At 58.8% G+C, this 15,514-nt stretch carries 15 protein-coding genes; 10 read left to right on the top strand and 5 right to left on the bottom strand.

Annotated elements, in window-relative coordinates:
• Nucleotides 1-60: 60 nt before the first annotated feature.
• Both HMPREF2888_RS00715 and HMPREF2888_RS00710 read right to left on the bottom strand, forming a co-directional pair.
• A complete protein-coding gene (locus tag HMPREF2888_RS00715; RefSeq protein ID WP_061922188.1) occupies nt 61-693 on the bottom strand; it encodes a hypothetical protein in 633 nt (210 codons plus the stop codon).
• Nucleotides 694-798: 105 nt separating this feature from the next.
• Nucleotides 799-1,089 (bottom strand): hypothetical protein, encoded by a 291-nt coding sequence (locus HMPREF2888_RS00710; RefSeq protein WP_061922191.1) that lies wholly within the window; start codon nt 1,087-1,089, stop codon nt 799-801.
• Between the two features lie 200 nt (nt 1,090-1,289).
• Between HMPREF2888_RS00710 and HMPREF2888_RS00705 the strand changes: the two genes are divergently transcribed.
• A complete protein-coding gene (locus HMPREF2888_RS00705; protein ID WP_061922194.1) occupies nt 1,290-2,093 on the top strand; it encodes a hypothetical protein in 804 nt (267 codons plus the stop codon).
• 108 nt (nt 2,094-2,201) lie between these two features.
• On the opposite strand, the gene HMPREF2888_RS00700 is transcribed toward HMPREF2888_RS00705, so the two are convergent.
• On the bottom strand, nt 2,202-2,885 hold the full coding sequence (locus HMPREF2888_RS00700) for an IclR family transcriptional regulator (protein WP_061922197.1): 684 nt from the start codon (nt 2,883-2,885) through the stop codon (nt 2,202-2,204).
• Between the two features lie 50 nt (nt 2,886-2,935).
• Here HMPREF2888_RS00700 and leuC point away from each other — a divergent pair, with 50 nt between their 5' ends.
• The 3 genes from leuC (at nt 2,936) to HMPREF2888_RS00685 (ending at nt 6,027) form a co-directional block, all read left to right on the top strand.
• Nucleotides 2,936-4,357, top strand: coding sequence for a 3-isopropylmalate dehydratase large subunit (gene leuC / locus HMPREF2888_RS00695; protein ID WP_061922200.1), 1,422 nt, complete (start codon nt 2,936-2,938; stop codon nt 4,355-4,357).
• 66 nt (nt 4,358-4,423) lie between these two features.
• The gene (gene leuD / locus HMPREF2888_RS00690) at nt 4,424-5,014 is read left to right on the top strand and encodes a 3-isopropylmalate dehydratase small subunit (RefSeq protein WP_061922203.1); all 591 of its coding nucleotides are present in this window, start codon (nt 4,424-4,426) and stop codon (nt 5,012-5,014) included.
• A 95-nt stretch (nt 5,015-5,109) separates the two neighbouring features.
• Nucleotides 5,110-6,027 (top strand): hypothetical protein, encoded by a 918-nt coding sequence (locus tag HMPREF2888_RS00685; RefSeq protein ID WP_061922206.1) that lies wholly within the window; start codon nt 5,110-5,112, stop codon nt 6,025-6,027.
• Between the two features lie 60 nt (nt 6,028-6,087).
• On the opposite strand, the gene HMPREF2888_RS00680 is transcribed toward HMPREF2888_RS00685, so the two are convergent.
• Entirely contained in the window at nt 6,088-7,086 is a 999-nt protein-coding gene (locus HMPREF2888_RS00680) for a bifunctional NUDIX hydrolase/histidine phosphatase family protein (protein WP_061922209.1), read from the bottom strand.
• 215 nt (nt 7,087-7,301) lie between these two features.
• Here HMPREF2888_RS00680 and HMPREF2888_RS00675 point away from each other — a divergent pair, with 215 nt between their 5' ends.
• The gene (locus tag HMPREF2888_RS00675; RefSeq protein ID WP_061922212.1) at nt 7,302-8,300 is read left to right on the top strand and encodes an NAD(P)H-dependent glycerol-3-phosphate dehydrogenase; all 999 of its coding nucleotides are present in this window, start codon (nt 7,302-7,304) and stop codon (nt 8,298-8,300) included.
• A 22-nt stretch (nt 8,301-8,322) separates the two neighbouring features.
• A complete protein-coding gene (locus HMPREF2888_RS00670; RefSeq protein ID WP_061922214.1) occupies nt 8,323-9,390 on the top strand; it encodes a D-alanine--D-alanine ligase family protein in 1,068 nt (355 codons plus the stop codon).
• Nucleotides 9,391-9,396: 6 nt separating this feature from the next.
• Here HMPREF2888_RS00670 and HMPREF2888_RS00665 read toward each other — a convergent pair whose 3' ends face one another.
• The gene (locus HMPREF2888_RS00665) at nt 9,397-10,299 is read right to left on the bottom strand and encodes a DUF3515 domain-containing protein (RefSeq protein WP_061922216.1); all 903 of its coding nucleotides are present in this window, start codon (nt 10,297-10,299) and stop codon (nt 9,397-9,399) included.
• A gap of 61 nt (nt 10,300-10,360) precedes the next feature.
• Between HMPREF2888_RS00665 and HMPREF2888_RS00660 the strand changes: the two genes are divergently transcribed.
• The 4 genes from HMPREF2888_RS00660 to HMPREF2888_RS00645 are packed head-to-tail and all read left to right on the top strand — an operon-like array spanning nt 10,361 to nt 15,508.
• Nucleotides 10,361-11,317 (top strand): thiamine-phosphate kinase, encoded by a 957-nt coding sequence (locus tag HMPREF2888_RS00660; RefSeq protein WP_235591036.1) that lies wholly within the window; start codon nt 10,361-10,363, stop codon nt 11,315-11,317.
• A gap of 30 nt (nt 11,318-11,347) precedes the next feature.
• Complete coding sequence (locus tag HMPREF2888_RS00655; RefSeq protein ID WP_061922586.1) at nt 11,348-12,022, top strand: uracil-DNA glycosylase; 675 nt, start codon at nt 11,348-11,350, stop codon at nt 12,020-12,022.
• 10 nt (nt 12,023-12,032) lie between these two features.
• On the top strand, nt 12,033-13,379 hold the full coding sequence (locus tag HMPREF2888_RS00650; RefSeq protein WP_070518063.1) for a DAK2 domain-containing protein: 1,347 nt from the start codon (nt 12,033-12,035) through the stop codon (nt 13,377-13,379).
• 2 nt (nt 13,380-13,381) lie between these two features.
• A complete protein-coding gene (locus HMPREF2888_RS00645) occupies nt 13,382-15,508 on the top strand; it encodes an ATP-dependent DNA helicase RecG (protein ID WP_061922226.1) in 2,127 nt (708 codons plus the stop codon).
• Nucleotides 15,509-15,514: the final 6 nt, after the last annotated feature.

Below are 15,514 nucleotides of genomic sequence, written 5' to 3'. Positions count from 1 at the left end.
GCACAGACACACTTTCTGTCGCATATCCCTACCGATCGCTGGCGCTTTTGGCTTAACGCCCTAGACGATGAAAACCGTGGCGTTGTTGCCGCCCTTGCAAGTGATCAGCGCGTTTTCGGCCACGTTACAGCTCATCTGGTAAGTCTTGCCGGTTACTGGGCTAGCAACGTTTAAGGAGCCGGGGATATACCCCCGCAGGTCCTCTGCAGGGCTTGGGGTGGCATTGATAAGCGCGCTGGTGGTTTCCTTGGCAAAGTCGCAGCTGGTGTTGGGGCCCGCCATGAGGAAGTTGATGTGGTAACCGTCACCCATCATGCACATCTCGGATGGAGTGCCGTTAACCGTCACCTTCGTTCCTGGAGCGTCTCCTGCCTGTACGCCGAGGGAGTCGATGAGATTCTGGCGTGCGTCTTGGTCGGTGACGTGGTTGTTGGCGTCTTCCTGGCCACCACCTTGCGGGGTTGCCTGCTGCGCCACTGTTTGTGGTGCGTTGGGGTCCAGCGTGGGCTGCGGGGCATCGGGGACGGAAGCGCCGTTGGTTTGCTGAAGGGCCTTTAACTCTTCAAAGCTGTTGTTGAAGCTCGGCTCAGCCGGGGAGGGGTGATCGCTCGGGGCGGGGCTGCAAGCCGCAGTAAACCCGCCGGCGAGTGCGATGGTGGCGAGCGTTAGCGGAAGGCGTCGTGAAGCAAACATGCCCTAAGCCTAACGCGGATCGTGTGGCGTATGTTCGAAAAGATTAAAACCGTCACCTCTAAGAAAGAGGTGACGGTTGAGGTAACGGTTATAGTTCGCTACCGATTAGTGGTCATCCCAGTGGCCTTCGTGGGCGGCGTGGCGGTGGCCATCGTGCAGGTAGTCAACATGGTCGCCGTGGGGAACCGCAACGTGGCCGCAGCCCTCACCGTGCTGGTGGTCGTGGTCCGCATGCTCGTGATGTTCAGCGGTCTCGCACTCGTCCCAGTGGCCTTCGTGCTCACGGTGGATGTGGCCATCGTGCAGGTAGTCGGTGTGGTCGCCGTGTGGGAATGCGACGTGGCCGCAGCCCTCGCCGTGGGTGTGTGCGTGGTCTTCGTGGATGGTGTGTGCCATGGTTACTACTCCTTGTGGGTCGTGCGGTTGCTCCGCGTTTTCAATCTGTTTCCATTAAACAGTGTTTTCATTTCGATTTCAATAACGCGGCCGAAGTTTTTCAAAACTTTTTCTTTAGTGACGCGCGGGGTGTGGGCGAGGTATGAAAAACGCTCTCGGCACGCTATGTTAAGGAAGTGACGCAAGGGAGGAAGGGATCTATGCGACTAATGAAGGGGTTTGCTGCCGTTGCCGGCGCAACGCTTGCCCTGCTGGGCGGCCAGGCCGTGGCCCATGCCAATCCGGGGGTTGGCGTGAAGCAAGGACAGGTAATTCTTACCGCCGAAGGCACTGCTTGCACCGTGGGATATGTGGAAGGTTCGCGTGCTTGGACCTCCGCGCACTGTGGCCTTTCGGGGCAGCAGGTCTACAACGAGTATGGCCAGCACCTGGGTACCCTGCGGTGGTTTAAACCTTCCGGTGCAGCAGAACATGACTTGGCCTATGTGCAGTTTGCGGCCGGCACCCACAGCGAAGGTAACCCGCTCAGTGGCGACGGCATCAATCCGGTTCCACGTGCCGGCGAGCAGGTCTGTGTAACCGGTCGTCTCAGCGGCAATGATTGCGCGCAGGCAATCGACGGCCCGAAGGATTTCGACGGCATGCACTACGCCACGAACCTGCCCAAGGTAAACGGCGACAGCGGCTCCGGCGTGTTCATGCCGGGCCGTTCGGGCGTCGTTGGCATCTACCAGGGCGGAACCGTGGTCAGCCGCAACGGCAAGCAGGCCTCCTTTGCAAACTATGCGCGCATGCCTTATGCCAATGAATTGGCTGGCCTGCCGCACCAAGGCTTCGTGCCGCGCCGCCCTAACATCGCACCGCCGCGCAACATCGTAGAGGTGCCGGGCGTTGAGCTCCGCAAGGTGGGTGACCAAGCTGAAGGGCTGGCAACCACCAGTAGTGAGGGCTTTGGTATCGATGCGATCCGCGGCATTGCAAATAACTACGGAATCATTATCTAGGCAACCGGGTTTTGTAAGCGGCTGAGGTAGAAAGCCTGCCCTTTAAAAGAAATAAGCCGTCACCTTTTCTGAGGTGGCGGCTTATTCGAAGTTTTATAGATTCATGTCTTATAGGCGGGCAGTGAGTTTCTGCGCGGCGTCGGCAAGCAGCGGGGCGTACTTCTCGGAGGGGGAAGGGCGGAAACGCTCGGCGGAACCGGACACGGAAATTACCGCGACGAGTGTGCCGGACGGGTCGAAGACTGGTGCAGAGATGGAGGCAAGACCTGCTTCGCGCTCTTCGATGGATTCGGAGTAGCCATTGCTGCGGGCCCTTTCGACGTCCTCGACACTGAAGGTTGCGTTTTCGATATCGATATCTTCGAAGGCGGCGAAGATGCGGGCGGCCGAGCCGGAAGTAAGGGGGAGTTGGCGGCCCACGGGAACCACGTTGTGCAGGCCGGACTCGGGCTCACGGGTGGCAATGCAGGTACGAGAACTGCCCGAGAGCTGATAGAGCTGCACGGATTCGCCAGTGTCTGCGAGCAGCTTGTCCATGATGGGTCCGGCTGCTTCGATGAGATGATCCCGATTGCCGGGGAGCGCGGGCCCGGCGCCCCATTTGCCATCCGGGGTACGGGTCAAGATGCGGTGAGCCTCTAGCGCGGTGGCGAGGCGGTGCGTGGTTGCCCTAGGTAGGCCGGTGGTTTCACAGAGCTCGTTGAGGTTGGACGGACGGTTGGCGGCTGCCATCATGATGGCGACGGCGCGATCTAAAACCTTGATTCCGGATATTTCGCTATATTCTCCCATATAATGAAATTTACGTTCCAATTCATGAGATTTCAAGCGGAGTGGTGAATATGTCGGAAAAACTGACTTTGGCTGAGAAAGTCTGGCGTGATCACGCAGTCCAAAAGGGAAGCGATGGCGCACCAGATCTCATCTATATCGACTTTCAACTCCTCCATGAAGTTACCAGCCCGCAGGCCTTCGATGGGCTGCGTTTGTCTGGCCGTCCTCTTCGCCACCCAGAGCTGCACCTGGCAACGGAGGACCATAACGTTCCAACCCGCAGGATTGCCACGGGAAATCTGCTGGAGATTAAGGACGAGGTCTCACGTACACAGGTCAAGACCCTCCGAGAAAATTGCGAAGAGTTTGGGGTGCGGCTGCATTCGATGGGCGAGGAGCAGCAGGGAATCGTCCACACCGTGGGCCCGCAACTTGGAATTACGCAGCCGGGTATGACCATCGTCTGTGGCGACTCGCATACCTCGACGCACGGTGCTTTTGGATCCGTCGCCATGGGCATCGGTACCTCCGAGGTTGAGCACGTTATGGCAACGCAGACGCTTTCTTTAAAGCCATTCAAAACCATGGCTGTAGAGGTAAACGGCGACCTGCCGGAAGGCGTGAGCGCGAAGGACCTGATTTTGGCCATCATTGCCAAGATTGGTACCGGCGGCGGCCAAGGCTACATCATTGAGTATCGCGGCGAGGCGATTCGCAACATGTCGATGGAAGCGCGGATGACCATCTGCAATATGTCTATCGAGGCGGGCGCGCGTGCGGGAATGGTCGCTCCGGACGAGACCACTTTTGAGTATGTGCGTGACCGCGAGTTTGCCCCAAAGGGCAAGGACTGGGAAGCCGCCGTGGCCTATTGGAAGACCCTTCCTACCGATGAGGGCGCGCATTTTGATGCGGTCGTGGAAATCGATGCTTCCGAGCTGTCCCCATTTGTCACCTGGGGCACCAACCCGGGCCAAGGCTTGCCATTGAGCGCAAATGTGCCAGACCCAGAGGATATTGGTGATGAGAACCTTAAGGCCGCAGCGCAAAAGGCTCTGGCCTATATGGATCTTGAGCCCGGCACGCCGCTGCGAGACATCAAGATCGACACCGTCTTCTTGGGCTCGTGCACGAATGCGCGAATCGAGGATTTGCGCGCGGCCGCCGCGGTGGTTAAAGGAAAACGCATCCATCCCGAGACAAACATGCTCGTGGTGCCTTCCTCTGCCTTGGTCAAGGCCCAAGCTGAAAAAGAAGGCCTCGACACGATTTTCAAGGACTTTGGCGCGCAGTGGCGTACGGCGGGCTGCTCCATGTGCCTGGGCATGAATCCGGATCAGCTAAAGCCGGGGGAGCGTTCAGCTTCGACCTCAAATCGCAACTTCGAAGGCCGGCAGGGCCCAGGCGGGCGAACTCACCTGGTTTCTCCCGCCGTGGCCGCGGCGACTGCGGTCTTAGGGCATCTGGCCAGCCCAGCAGACCTTAGCTAGGCCAATCCACCCGTTTCTAGATTCGGTACCAATATCAAACCCTATTTGGCAAAGAAGGCAACCACCATGGAAAAATTTTCTACCCATACCGGCATCGGCGTGCCGCTGCGTGCTTCCAATGTCGATACTGATCAAATTATTCCGGCCCGCTACCTAAAGTCCGTCAAGCGCACGGGCTTTGCCGAGGGACTTTTTTCAAATTGGCGCGCGGATGAAAACTTCGTGCTTAACCGTGAGCCTTTCTGCAACGGCTCGGTGCTTTTCGCCGGTCCCGACTTCGGTACCGGTTCATCGCGTGAGCATGCGGTGTGGGCGCTGCGGGACTTCGGTTTCAAGGCAGTATTTTCCTCGCGCTTTGCGGATATCTTCCGCGGCAACTCCGGCAAGGCGGGACTACTCACCGGCATCATGGCGCAGGAAGACATTGAGCTGATATGGAAGCAGCTGGAACAAAACGAGACTTCGGTAACGGTGGACCTGGCGGCGCGACGCTTAAGCGTTGGCGGCAGCCGGTATTCCTTCGACATCGATGACTACACGCGCTGGCGCCTCATGGAGGGACTCGATGACGTAGGGCTGACGCTGCGCAACGAAGACGCGATCACAGACTACGAAGACCGGCGTCCAACTTTTAAACCTTCTGTTGCTTCTTTTTGATAATTGCCAGTCACTTACCCCTGTTGCGTTAACAATCGGTAACAGGACTGATGTTTCTCTAGAAACCTTGCACGCGTCAGAATAGTCTGTGAGTCGTGACTCAAGAATTTGGAAACAATAACGGTTTTAACGCTAACGGTAACTACCCGAACGCTAACCAGAACGACCCGAACAATCCCTTCGGGCAGTCTGGCCAACCTGTTCAGGGCGGACAGCCTAATCCGGGCCTGCCTCCATATGGCGAGTACGGCGAGTACGGCGCACAGGGCGGCGCGGGTTATGCCGGTGCTGGCAACGCCCCTAATGGCAACCAGATGACTGGTCAGTTGCAGGGGCCGCCGCCAAGGTTAGATGCCGGCGACGCCATCGGACAGGGGTTTAAGGGCTTCTTCCGCAATCCTGGACCGTGGATTTTGGCACCGCTTGCGCACTTTGTCATCATGTTTCTGCTCGCGGGGGTAATAGTAGCAATCGTCGCGGGGCTAGCACCGAGCACTTCCGATCCTTCCGAAGCTGGAAATATTTTGGCACCGATTGGGGGCGTTTTCTGCGTAGTCTTCATGTTGTTCTATTGCTTTTGGATGACAGCAAACGTCTACAGAGCCGCCGCGAAAGAGACGGACGGCCAACGCGCGAGCTTTGGAGACTTCTTTAAAAGCGGAAATACCTTTGGCTTAATGGGTCACTACATCGTGGTCCAAATCATCGTGTATGTGGGCCTTATCCTGCTTATCATTCCGGGTTTGCTTGCCAGCTTCTTCCTCTCCTTCGTTCCATATATCAAGGCGGATAACCCAGAGATGAGTCTCGGCGAAACTTTCCGCACCTCCTTCAATCTGACCAAGAATAACGTTGGCCAGTCTCTCCTGTGCCTCATTGTGGGCGGATTGCTCGTTAGCCTCTTGGCCTGCATTCCAATCGTCGGGCTCTCGTTCGCCCTCGGCATCCAGGCATTCATGATGATGATTTTCTACAGGCAAGCCACTGGCCGCCCGGTTCACCGTTGGGTATAAAACGGCGAAAACCTAAAGAACTCGGATTCCTAAAATAGGATCCGAGTTCAATACGTTTTGCTAGCGAACTGGCAGCGCGCTAGCGAGGTAGTCAGCGCCGGTGAGCACGCCGTTGTTGAAGGAGAGCACCCACACCGAGCCCTTCTTGAAGCGAAGGTCTTCGAAGTCGGTCTTGAGGAACTGTGGCTTTAGGCTTTCGAGAATGCCGGGGATGGTTTCACCTTGGCTGACGATGACCGGCACGCCGCCCTTCGCCACCACCCGTTGGAAGGCTTGCTCGGCAGCTGCGGGGGACTTTTGCCAGCCCTCGTCCCCGAAGTCCTTGTTGACAGCAATGTCGAGCCCGAGTTCATCGGCAAGCGGCGCTGCGGTTTGCTGGCAGCGCTGTGGGCTCGCCGAGTAAATGGCGGTGGGGTGGTAGGGCGAAAGCATCGGAACGAGCATTTCTGCTTGGCGACGCCCCTTTTTATCCAACGGGCGCAGATTATCGTCACCCTCCCAGTTACGACGCTGATGGGCGCGTGCATGGCGCACATAGAGGACGCGGGTGGTGGGAGCCAAGCGCAGGCGCTTCTTGGCCTTAGTTAAAACGTCAGTATCGACGTCATAGGTAAGCAGCTCGCAGGCCTCATCGATGGGCAGCCAGCGCAGCTCATCGGTTTCGCTATTGTCTCCGAAGCTGCCTTTAAGATACTGGGCCAACCAGTAGTAGACCACCTTCGTGCGGCCTTGGACTGGATAGGTGACCTTGCCGATGAGCTTGCCAAGCTTGACGTCATAGCCAGTCTCTTCCAGGATCTCGCGCGCCGCCGTGGTGGGCAGGGACTCACCTGGATCGACCTTGCCCTTAGGCAAAGACCAATCGTCGTAATGGGGGCGGTGGATTACCGCTACCTCGGGATCCTGCGGATTGCCACGCCACAGCACGGCGCCGGCTGCCAAGGTCGTGCGCTTGAATTCTTTGGCGGGATCGGTAGGAATTTCCTGATGACGGCCCGAGATGAAGACCTCAGACTTTGCGTCTTTGTCTGTCTCATGCATGTTTTTTGCCTTGGGCATTTCGCTCCTTAACAGATGGCTGCGCAGCTTATTTTTAACTATCTTGCGCTCTTTGGGCGCGCTTTGCATCCGCACGCGCCGGTTCTTCGCATTCGGTTAGCTGAATATTATTTCACTTACCCCCAGTTGGCCCGCAAGCTGAAAAGCTTGTCTTTTGTGCGGGTCGGTTGGGCTAATCTAGGTATGTTGCACGAGATACGCAAAGGGGAGAGCTAATGCAAAAGGTTGCAGTAATGGGCGCGGGTTCTTGGGGAACCACCTTGGCGAAAGTCTTCGCTGATGCGGGAAGCGAGGTCCACTTGTGGGCGCGCCGCCCCAAGCTGGCTGAGGATATTAATACGACGCATATCAACCCTGATTACTTGCCGGGCCTCGAGCTGCCCTCGGGCCTTATCGCGACGTCGGATGCCGCAGCGGCGCTCGACGGTTCCGACATCGTGATTTTCGGTGTGCCCTCGCAGACCTTGCGCAGCAACTTGGAAAAGTGGGCGCCCTTGCTGCCTTCTGATTCCACCTTGGTGTCTATCTCGAAGGGCGTGGAGGCAGCAACTCTAAAGCGCATGAGCGAGGTCATCGCTGATGCAACTGGTGTCGACGAATCGCGCATCGCAGTACTTTCCGGCCCGAACCTGGCTAAAGAGGTAGCGGAGGAGCAGCCGGCGGCCACCGTCATCGCGTGCGTCGATGAGGAGCGCGCAAAGGCTGTCCAGCATGCTGCGGCCGCACCGTATCTGCGCCCATATACCAACACCGATGTCATTGGTGCCGAGATTGGTGGTGCCTGCAAGAACGTCATCGCCCTCGCCTGCGGCATGGCCTCTGGTCGTGGCTTGGGCAATAACACTCTGGCCACGATCATCACCCGCGGTCTTGCGGAGATCACTCGCCTCGGCGTGGCTTTGGGTGCTGACCCGTTTACTTTCTCTGGACTTGCTGGCATGGGTGACCTCGTGGCCACCTGTAGCTCGACCCTCTCGCGTAACCGCACCTTTGGCTACCGCTTGGGCCAGGGCGGCACGTTGGAAGAAGCCAAGGCTGCGACGAATGGCCAAGTGGCAGAAGGCGTTATCTCCTCGGATTCGATTTTCCGGCTGGCTCAGCAGGTGGGCGTCGAGATGCCTATTACCCAAGCGGTCTACGGAGTTTGCCACCGCGGCGTCGACGTCGAAGACATGATCGTCGCGTTGATGGGGCGTTCAAAGAAGTCGGAATAGTGCGAGGGTAAAGTTTGCCGTTATGAGCGAAAAGATCCGTGTAGCCGTTGTATATGGCGGTCGTAGTTCCGAGCATTCTGTCTCTTGTATTTCCGCAGGCGCGATCATGAATCACCTTGACCCTGCGAAGTACGAGGTGGTGCCTATCGGAATTACTAAGGAAGGCCAGTGGACGCCGGGAACCACCGAAGGCCTAGAAATCATCGATGGCGTTATGCCAGAGGTGACCTTGGGCGATGAATTGGCGTTGTCCCTAAACCCAGCCACCAAGGGCCGTTTCCACAACGTCACTCAGCACAACCACTATGCGGAAGTCGATGTCATCATCCCGGTTCTGCACGGACCATATGGCGAAGACGGCACCGTACAGGGGCTGTTTGAGCTTTCCGATATTCCTTATGTGGGCACCGGCGTACTGGCTTCTTCGGCCGGCATGGACAAGGAATTTACCAAGAAGCTGCTCAAGGCAGAGGGCCTGCCGGTAGCGCCCGAGGTGGTGCTCAAGGAGCGTACCGAGTTGACCGAGGAAGAAAAACAGGAACTGGGGCTGCCGGTCTTTGTAAAACCTGCACGTGGTGGCTCTTCCATCGGCGTTTCCAAGGTCAGGGATTGGGCGGATTTCCCGCACGCAGCCGAGGTGGCCTTCGAAAGCGATGGCAAGGTGCTCGTCGAGCCCGAGATCGTGGGTGCTGAGGTAGAAATCGGTGTACTGGAGTATGCGGATGGCTCCATCATTGCCTCGGTTCCAGCACAGCTCAATGGCATCGAGGAGGCCGACGAAGGCTTCTATGGCTTCGATGCCAAGTACATCGATGAGGGCGTGAGTGCACAGATTCCGGCCCCGCTTGCAGAAGACCTAACCAAGACTTTGCGAGAGACCGCCATCGCAGCTTTCCGCGCACTGGGCTGCGAGGGCATTAGCCGCGTGGACTTTTTCATCACCGAAGATGCTTTCTACATCAACGAGATCAACACCTTCCCGGGCTTTACCCCGATCTCCATGTATCCACAGGTATTTGCCGCCACCGGCGTCGATTACGCAGCGCTTCTCGACGCTTTGGTAGACAACGCTCTCGCTCGCGCGAAATAATCCTCGCTATTGGCCAGGGGTGTGCTTGGCCAAAGTATCGCTCATGCGCACCAGCGCAGAGTTAGCGACGTCTTGGGGCGCGAACAAGGCTAAGTCGTTCGCGCGGCCTAGGGCGAACCAGGTTCCGCCGGTAGTTCCCTCGGCCAAGGTGGTGTCTTCGAACCAAGGCACATCGTTTACTTGCTGGAGCTGTACACCCGGTTTGTAGTTTTCGGGTTCGCCGACGCCGCAGCGCACCACGATGTCTTCTCGGCCTTCCGCGCTCCAGACATAGGTGTTTTTTGCCTTGACATCACTGCGGCGGGTGTAGCCATCCGCGATGTGCTCCGGCAGTGCCTTTTCCAAAGGGGCACACATCTTGTCCGGGCCGTCGGCAAGCTGCGAAAGCGGTGCAGGGCGCGGCTCGTGGTGCTCCTTGCGCAGCGGCTCGAGCGTCTTATCCAAACCGGTGGGACGCTCATCGTTGAAGGTGGTCACCGCTACCACAGGGCTGCGATCGGTGTTGTACCACGTGGTGAGGTTGGAGCCTGGGGTCATGTCTTTGACCTTGAGCCAGGCATCGCCGTCGATGTCCTCGGTCTGGGAGTAGGCGGTGTACTGATAAGGCAGGTTGGCGCCGCAGCGCAAGCTGACCGACTCGGAGGAAAGTTTTGCCCACGCAGCGGCGCCTGCCGGAACCGGCTCGGCGATTTCGGCTCGGGGCTGGCCCATGAACTCCTCGGGCGCTGCCGCGACGACGGACTTACACTCCGCGGAGTTAGCGTCGTCTGATTGAATGGGGGACAGCGCAACTGGTGCTTTGGCCGTGTTTTCGAAGTAGAACTTCGCGCCAAAAATAACCGCGAATACCATCGCAATGGATAGTCCAAGTGAGATAAATACGGCGGTGCGGTTAAATTGGTTGGTCATAAGCGTTCATCCTAACGCGTAAAGCAATGTCAGCATTAACCTCCCGTTGAGAAAGGCCATCGTGCATTTGTCGCATACCCTCGGGCAAGCAGGCGAGCAACATGTCATCGGTGAAATCGTAGCCGCGGCGCCCAGCGCGCTAAACGGCGATGACGCCGCCGTCATGTTCCCGGATCCGCCGAACTCACGCACGGTGGCTTGCACCGACATGATGGTGGAGGGCAGGCATTTCCGCCGTGACTGGTCCACTCCGATGGAGGTGGGCCAGAAAGCGATTCTGCGCAACTTTGCCGATATCGAGGCGATGGGCGCGCGTCCCACTGCAGCGTTGCTCGCGATTGCGGCGCCTACGGAGACCCACGTGTCCTTCGTGCGCGGTATTGCGGAAGGCATCGCCCAGCGTTGCGCCCTTTATAACGCAGAGCTGGTTGGCGGTGACCTCACGCGCGGTTCACAGCTGGTCATCACCGTCACCGCAATTGGCACGTTGGGCGGAAGCCAACCCCCATTGACCCTGGGTGGGGCACGAGCGGGGCAGAAGCTGGTCAGCCACGGCAAGATTGGTTACTCCGCGGCGGGGCTTGCGTTGCTGCAGGAATATGGGCGCGACCTACCGCCCGAGCTCTCGGAGCTATGGCCGCTTATCGACGCCCACTGCAATCCCTCGCTCAAACCAGGCCGCGGCGTAATCGCCCGCGCCACGGGGGCTACCGCCATGACGGATAACTCGGATGGCCTCGTGCCAGATATCGCGGGTGTGGCAAAGCGCTCCAACGTGCACATCGACTTGCACTCCACCGCCATTGCTCCTGACGCTTTGCTCACTGAAGCCGGTGTGGTCTTGGGCGTTGACCCATGGGAATGGGTGCTCACAGGCGGCGAGGACCATACCTTGGTGGCTACCACCAACAAGGAAGCGCCATCGGGGTTCCGCGTCATCGGCACCGTCAACCGCGGCACTGGGCTGACCGTGGATGGTAAGAAGCCGAGGTATGACGCTGGCTGGCAGAGCTTTTAAAGCAGCGAGGAATTTTCAGGGGAGGAAATGATGACTGCGCCGTACTCGCAACTTTTTGATACCTCGGTAATCGATAGCTCGTGGTTGCCGGTCTTGGCGCCGGTACTAGAAGAGCACCTGCCTGCCATCGAGCAGCAATTGCAGCAGCTGCCGGAAGATGGATTCCTGCCAGCGGCCGAAAATGTCTTTGCTGCCTTTCGCGTGCCTTTGCCCGAAGTGCGCGTGCTCATCGTGGGGCAGGACCCTTATCCCACGCCAGGACATGCGGTAGGTCGGTCTTTTGCCACGGCACCTGGGGTTAAACCGCCGCGTTCCTTGCACAACATCTACAAAGAGTTAAGCGAGGACGTAGGCGTTGCCCCGCGCGAAGACGGTGACTTGCGCGCTTGGGAGTCCCAGGGAGTCATGCTTTTAAATCGCGTGCTCACGGTGGCACCGGGTGAGGCGGGCTCGCATCGTAAGCTCGGCTGGCAGGCCATCACGGAGGCTGCAATCCGGGCGCTCAACCGGCAGCCGATGGTGGCCATCTTATGGGGCAATGACGCCAAGGCCTGCGCGAAGTTCTTGCCGGACGTGCCGACTATCTCTTCGGCGCATCCTTCGCCTCTTTCTGCACGCCGAGGATTCTTTGGCTCACGGCCGTTTTCGCGCGCTAATGAGCTTTTGCGCGACCAGGGCGCGCCGGATGTCGACTGGCACTTGTAAACTATTCGGCATGTCATATCCGAGTTCGTTAGATGCCCGTGGTCTTCATAACTGGGCGATCCGAACTGTTGGTGAACTTTCCCACCGACGCGCTGAAATCAATGCGCTTAACGTATTCCCGGTTCCAGATTCCGATACCGGCTCCAACATGGCCCACACCATGGAGGCTGCACTCGAGCAGGTGGAAAAGGGAGGCGACGTAGCCGAGGCACTTGCCATCGGTTCCGTGCGCGGCGCCCGTGGCAACTCCGGCATGGTGTTATCCCAGGTGCTGCGCGGCATCGCGGATACCACGGTTGATTCCCGCGTGGATGGCCAGACTTTTGCGTCTGCTTTGAGCCTCGCAGTGCAGCTGGTGGAACGCGCCATTGCGCGTCCGGTGGAGGGCACGGTCATTTCGGTCTTGCGTGCGGCGGCAGCTGCGGCTTCCGCGTCTGCTGAGCAGCCTGGCAAGCAATTCCACGACATCGTGGTCGAAACCATCACTGCCGCCCGCACTGCACTGTCCAAGACCCCTTCGCAGCTTGCTGTACTGCGCGAGGCCGGTGTGGTCGATGCTGGCGGTACCGGGTTCGTCATCCTGCTTGAGGCCTTGCTGGCTGAGATCGAGGGCGGCGCGGTGCGCGAGGCCGAACACGAAGACGAGGTTGAGGCCGAGCTCGAGGTGGTCTTCTTCTTCGAAGGGGACCTGGACGCACTTGGTGAAAAGATAGGTGAGCATGGCAATAGCCTCGTCATTGCCCGCGCCACTGAGAACTCCGGCTCGGTACACATTCATACCCGTGAGGCCGGCCCTGTAATCGAGATGGCCTTCGGCTCCGGCGTGGTAAGCAACCTGCGCTTGGAAGTACTGCCGGAGGCAGCAGACGAACCCGTAGCGGAAGTGTCATCCCGGCGCATCTTTGCGGTAGCGCCGGCAGGCCCGGTCGCAGCACTTTTTGAAACCGTAGGCGCCAGGATTGTACGCCCAGGCGAACAAGTCACGGTTTCGCAACCGCAGGATATTTACCTGCCCAACGGCTTTGAGGGCGATGCCGGAGAGGCCCGCGTGGTGCCCACTGAGTCTTTGGTTGCAGGCCTGGCGGCAATCTCCGTCTATGAGCCGGATAATCCTGACACCGATTCCATGGTTTCTGTTATGCGGGATGCCGCGCGTTCCATGCGCGTGGATAAACCTGCGCATGAAGACGCTGAATCTATCTTGGTCAAAAGCCGTGAGATGTTGGCTGCCGGGGGAGAGCAAGTCACCGTCCTCACCAGCCTTAAGCTGGATGATGATTACCTGTCTGAGGCACTCGAGGTGGAGGTCGTTGCCATCCATGTTGAGGGCATCAAGACTGAGATCGGAGTGGAGTAAGCATGCTGGGATGGCGGGACGAGCGGGAGTTGAAAGAGATCTTGCCGGCCAAAGACGCCACCAAAATCAAAAAGGCATTTGGGTACACCACCTGCGGCGAGCTGCTCAGCCACTATCCGCGTGACTACATCCGCCACAACAAAGAGGTAGGCCTGGGCGGTGCCAACGAAGGCGATTATGTCACCGTCACCGGCCAGGTGGTGCGTCTGCAGCAGCGGAACACCGGCAAGACCTTCTTGCTCACGTTATCGATGGATAACGGGATCACCGCCACCTTCTTCAACGCGCATTATCTCACCCGCGTGCTGCGCCAAGGCATGCGCTTGATGCTAAGCGGCAAGCTGAAGTTCTACCGCGGGCAGTCGCAGCTTCAACATCCTGACTTCGTGGTTATCGATGCAGGCGGTGCAGGTAGCGCGAGCAACGCGCTTTACGACGCAGCGCCTTCCGCAAGCAGCGGCGGCAAGGTTACGGCTACTGGCTCGCTGCGTAACCTCTCGCAGTTCGGGCAACTGGAATCTTTGCTTGAGCGCGAGTGGATTCCCATTTATCCCGCCAGCGGCAAGGTGACCTCGTGGTACATCATGGGCGCTATCCACATGGTGCTGGAGAATACTCCGGCGATCCCCGAGCCGCTGGACTACCGGATGATGGTGGAACTTGACCAAGCCATCCGTGAAGTCCACGAGCCCACAGCGGCTGGCCCGGAAAGAGCTATTCAGCGTTTGAAGTACAACGAGGCTTTGTCCATTGGCCTCGTCATGGCCCTGCGCCAACGCGACTTCAAGGCGCGTACCGCCGTGGCGATGCCTTCCATCTTGGACGGCTACCGTGATGGGCTGCTAAGCAACCTGCCCTTCGAACTAACGGCAGGGCAGCGTAAGGTCATCGCGGAAATCGACGAAGACCTCTGTGGCACACTGCCCATGATGCGCCTGCTGCAGGGCGAGGTTGGTTCCGGAAAAACCATGGTGGCTACGTGTGCGATGTTGCAGGCGGTCGATGCCGGGAAACAGGCGGCACTGCTCGCACCGACTGAGGTGCTGGCGGCGCAGCACGGGGCGTCGATAAGCGCGAGCGTGCCCGATGGTGTCAAGGTCACCGTCCTGACCGGCTCCCTGCGCACCGCGGAAAAGCGGCAGGCATTGCTGGACATTGTCTCCGGCGAGGCCGACATCGTCATCGGCACGCACGCTATTATTCAGGACTCCGTTGAGTTCTTCGACCTAGGTCTCGTGGTAGTAGACGAGCAGCATCGCTTCGGCGTGGAGCAGCGCGATAGCCTGCGCTCGAAAACTCGAGAGGGCACGAGCCCACACATGCTGGTCATGACGGCAACGCCGATTCCGCGCACCATCGCCATGACTGTCTTCGGTGACTTGGCGGTATCTACCCTGCGCGAGCTGCCTGGCGGGCGCAAGCCCATCCAGTCCAGCGTGGTTCCGGAATGGGCACCAGCCTGGGTGCAGCGTGCTTTAGCGCGCATCCGTGAGGAGGTGCAGGCTGGCCACCAGGCCTATATCGTCTGCCCGCGCATCGAGGGAGAAGGTGGCGTACTCGAGGTGGCGTCCCAACTCCAGGCCGGACCGCTACGTGACCTTAAACTCGACGTTCTGCATGGTCGCATGAACGATAAAGATGAGGTCATGTCGCGCTTTGCGCGGGGTGAAACAGATGTGTTGGTCTCTACGACCGTCATCGAGGTCGGCGTTGACGTGCCCAATGCCACGGTGATGCTCATTCGCGAGTCCGAGAACTTTGGTGTCTCGCAGCTGCATCAGCTGCGGGGCCGCGTTGGCCGCGGCGGCAATGCTTCCATCTGTCTGTTCCATACCACCGCGGCGGAAAACACGGGCTCTTTTAAACGCATCATGCAGATTGCGGACACCACCTCAGGCTTCGAGTTGGCGGAGATTGACCTGCAACAGCGCCACGAGGGAGACATCCTGGGCACCCTGCAATCGGGAACCCAGCGCTCGCTGCGCCTGCTGGACTTGGCCCATGACCGCGACATCATTGAGCGCACGCACGATGATGCGTACCGTTTAGTGCAGCGCAACCCAGAATTGGCGGTGGAATTAACCCGGAACATGACCGAGAGCGAGCAGGAATACCTAGAAAAGAACTAATCTAGA

The organism is Corynebacterium sp. HMSC077D03, from assembly GCF_001808545.1.
GTDB classification, from domain to species: domain Bacteria; phylum Actinomycetota; class Actinomycetes; order Mycobacteriales; family Mycobacteriaceae; genus Corynebacterium; species Corynebacterium simulans.
The sequence above is the reverse complement of the archived record's forward strand: the minus strand, read 5'-3'. Positions and strand labels throughout refer to the sequence as shown.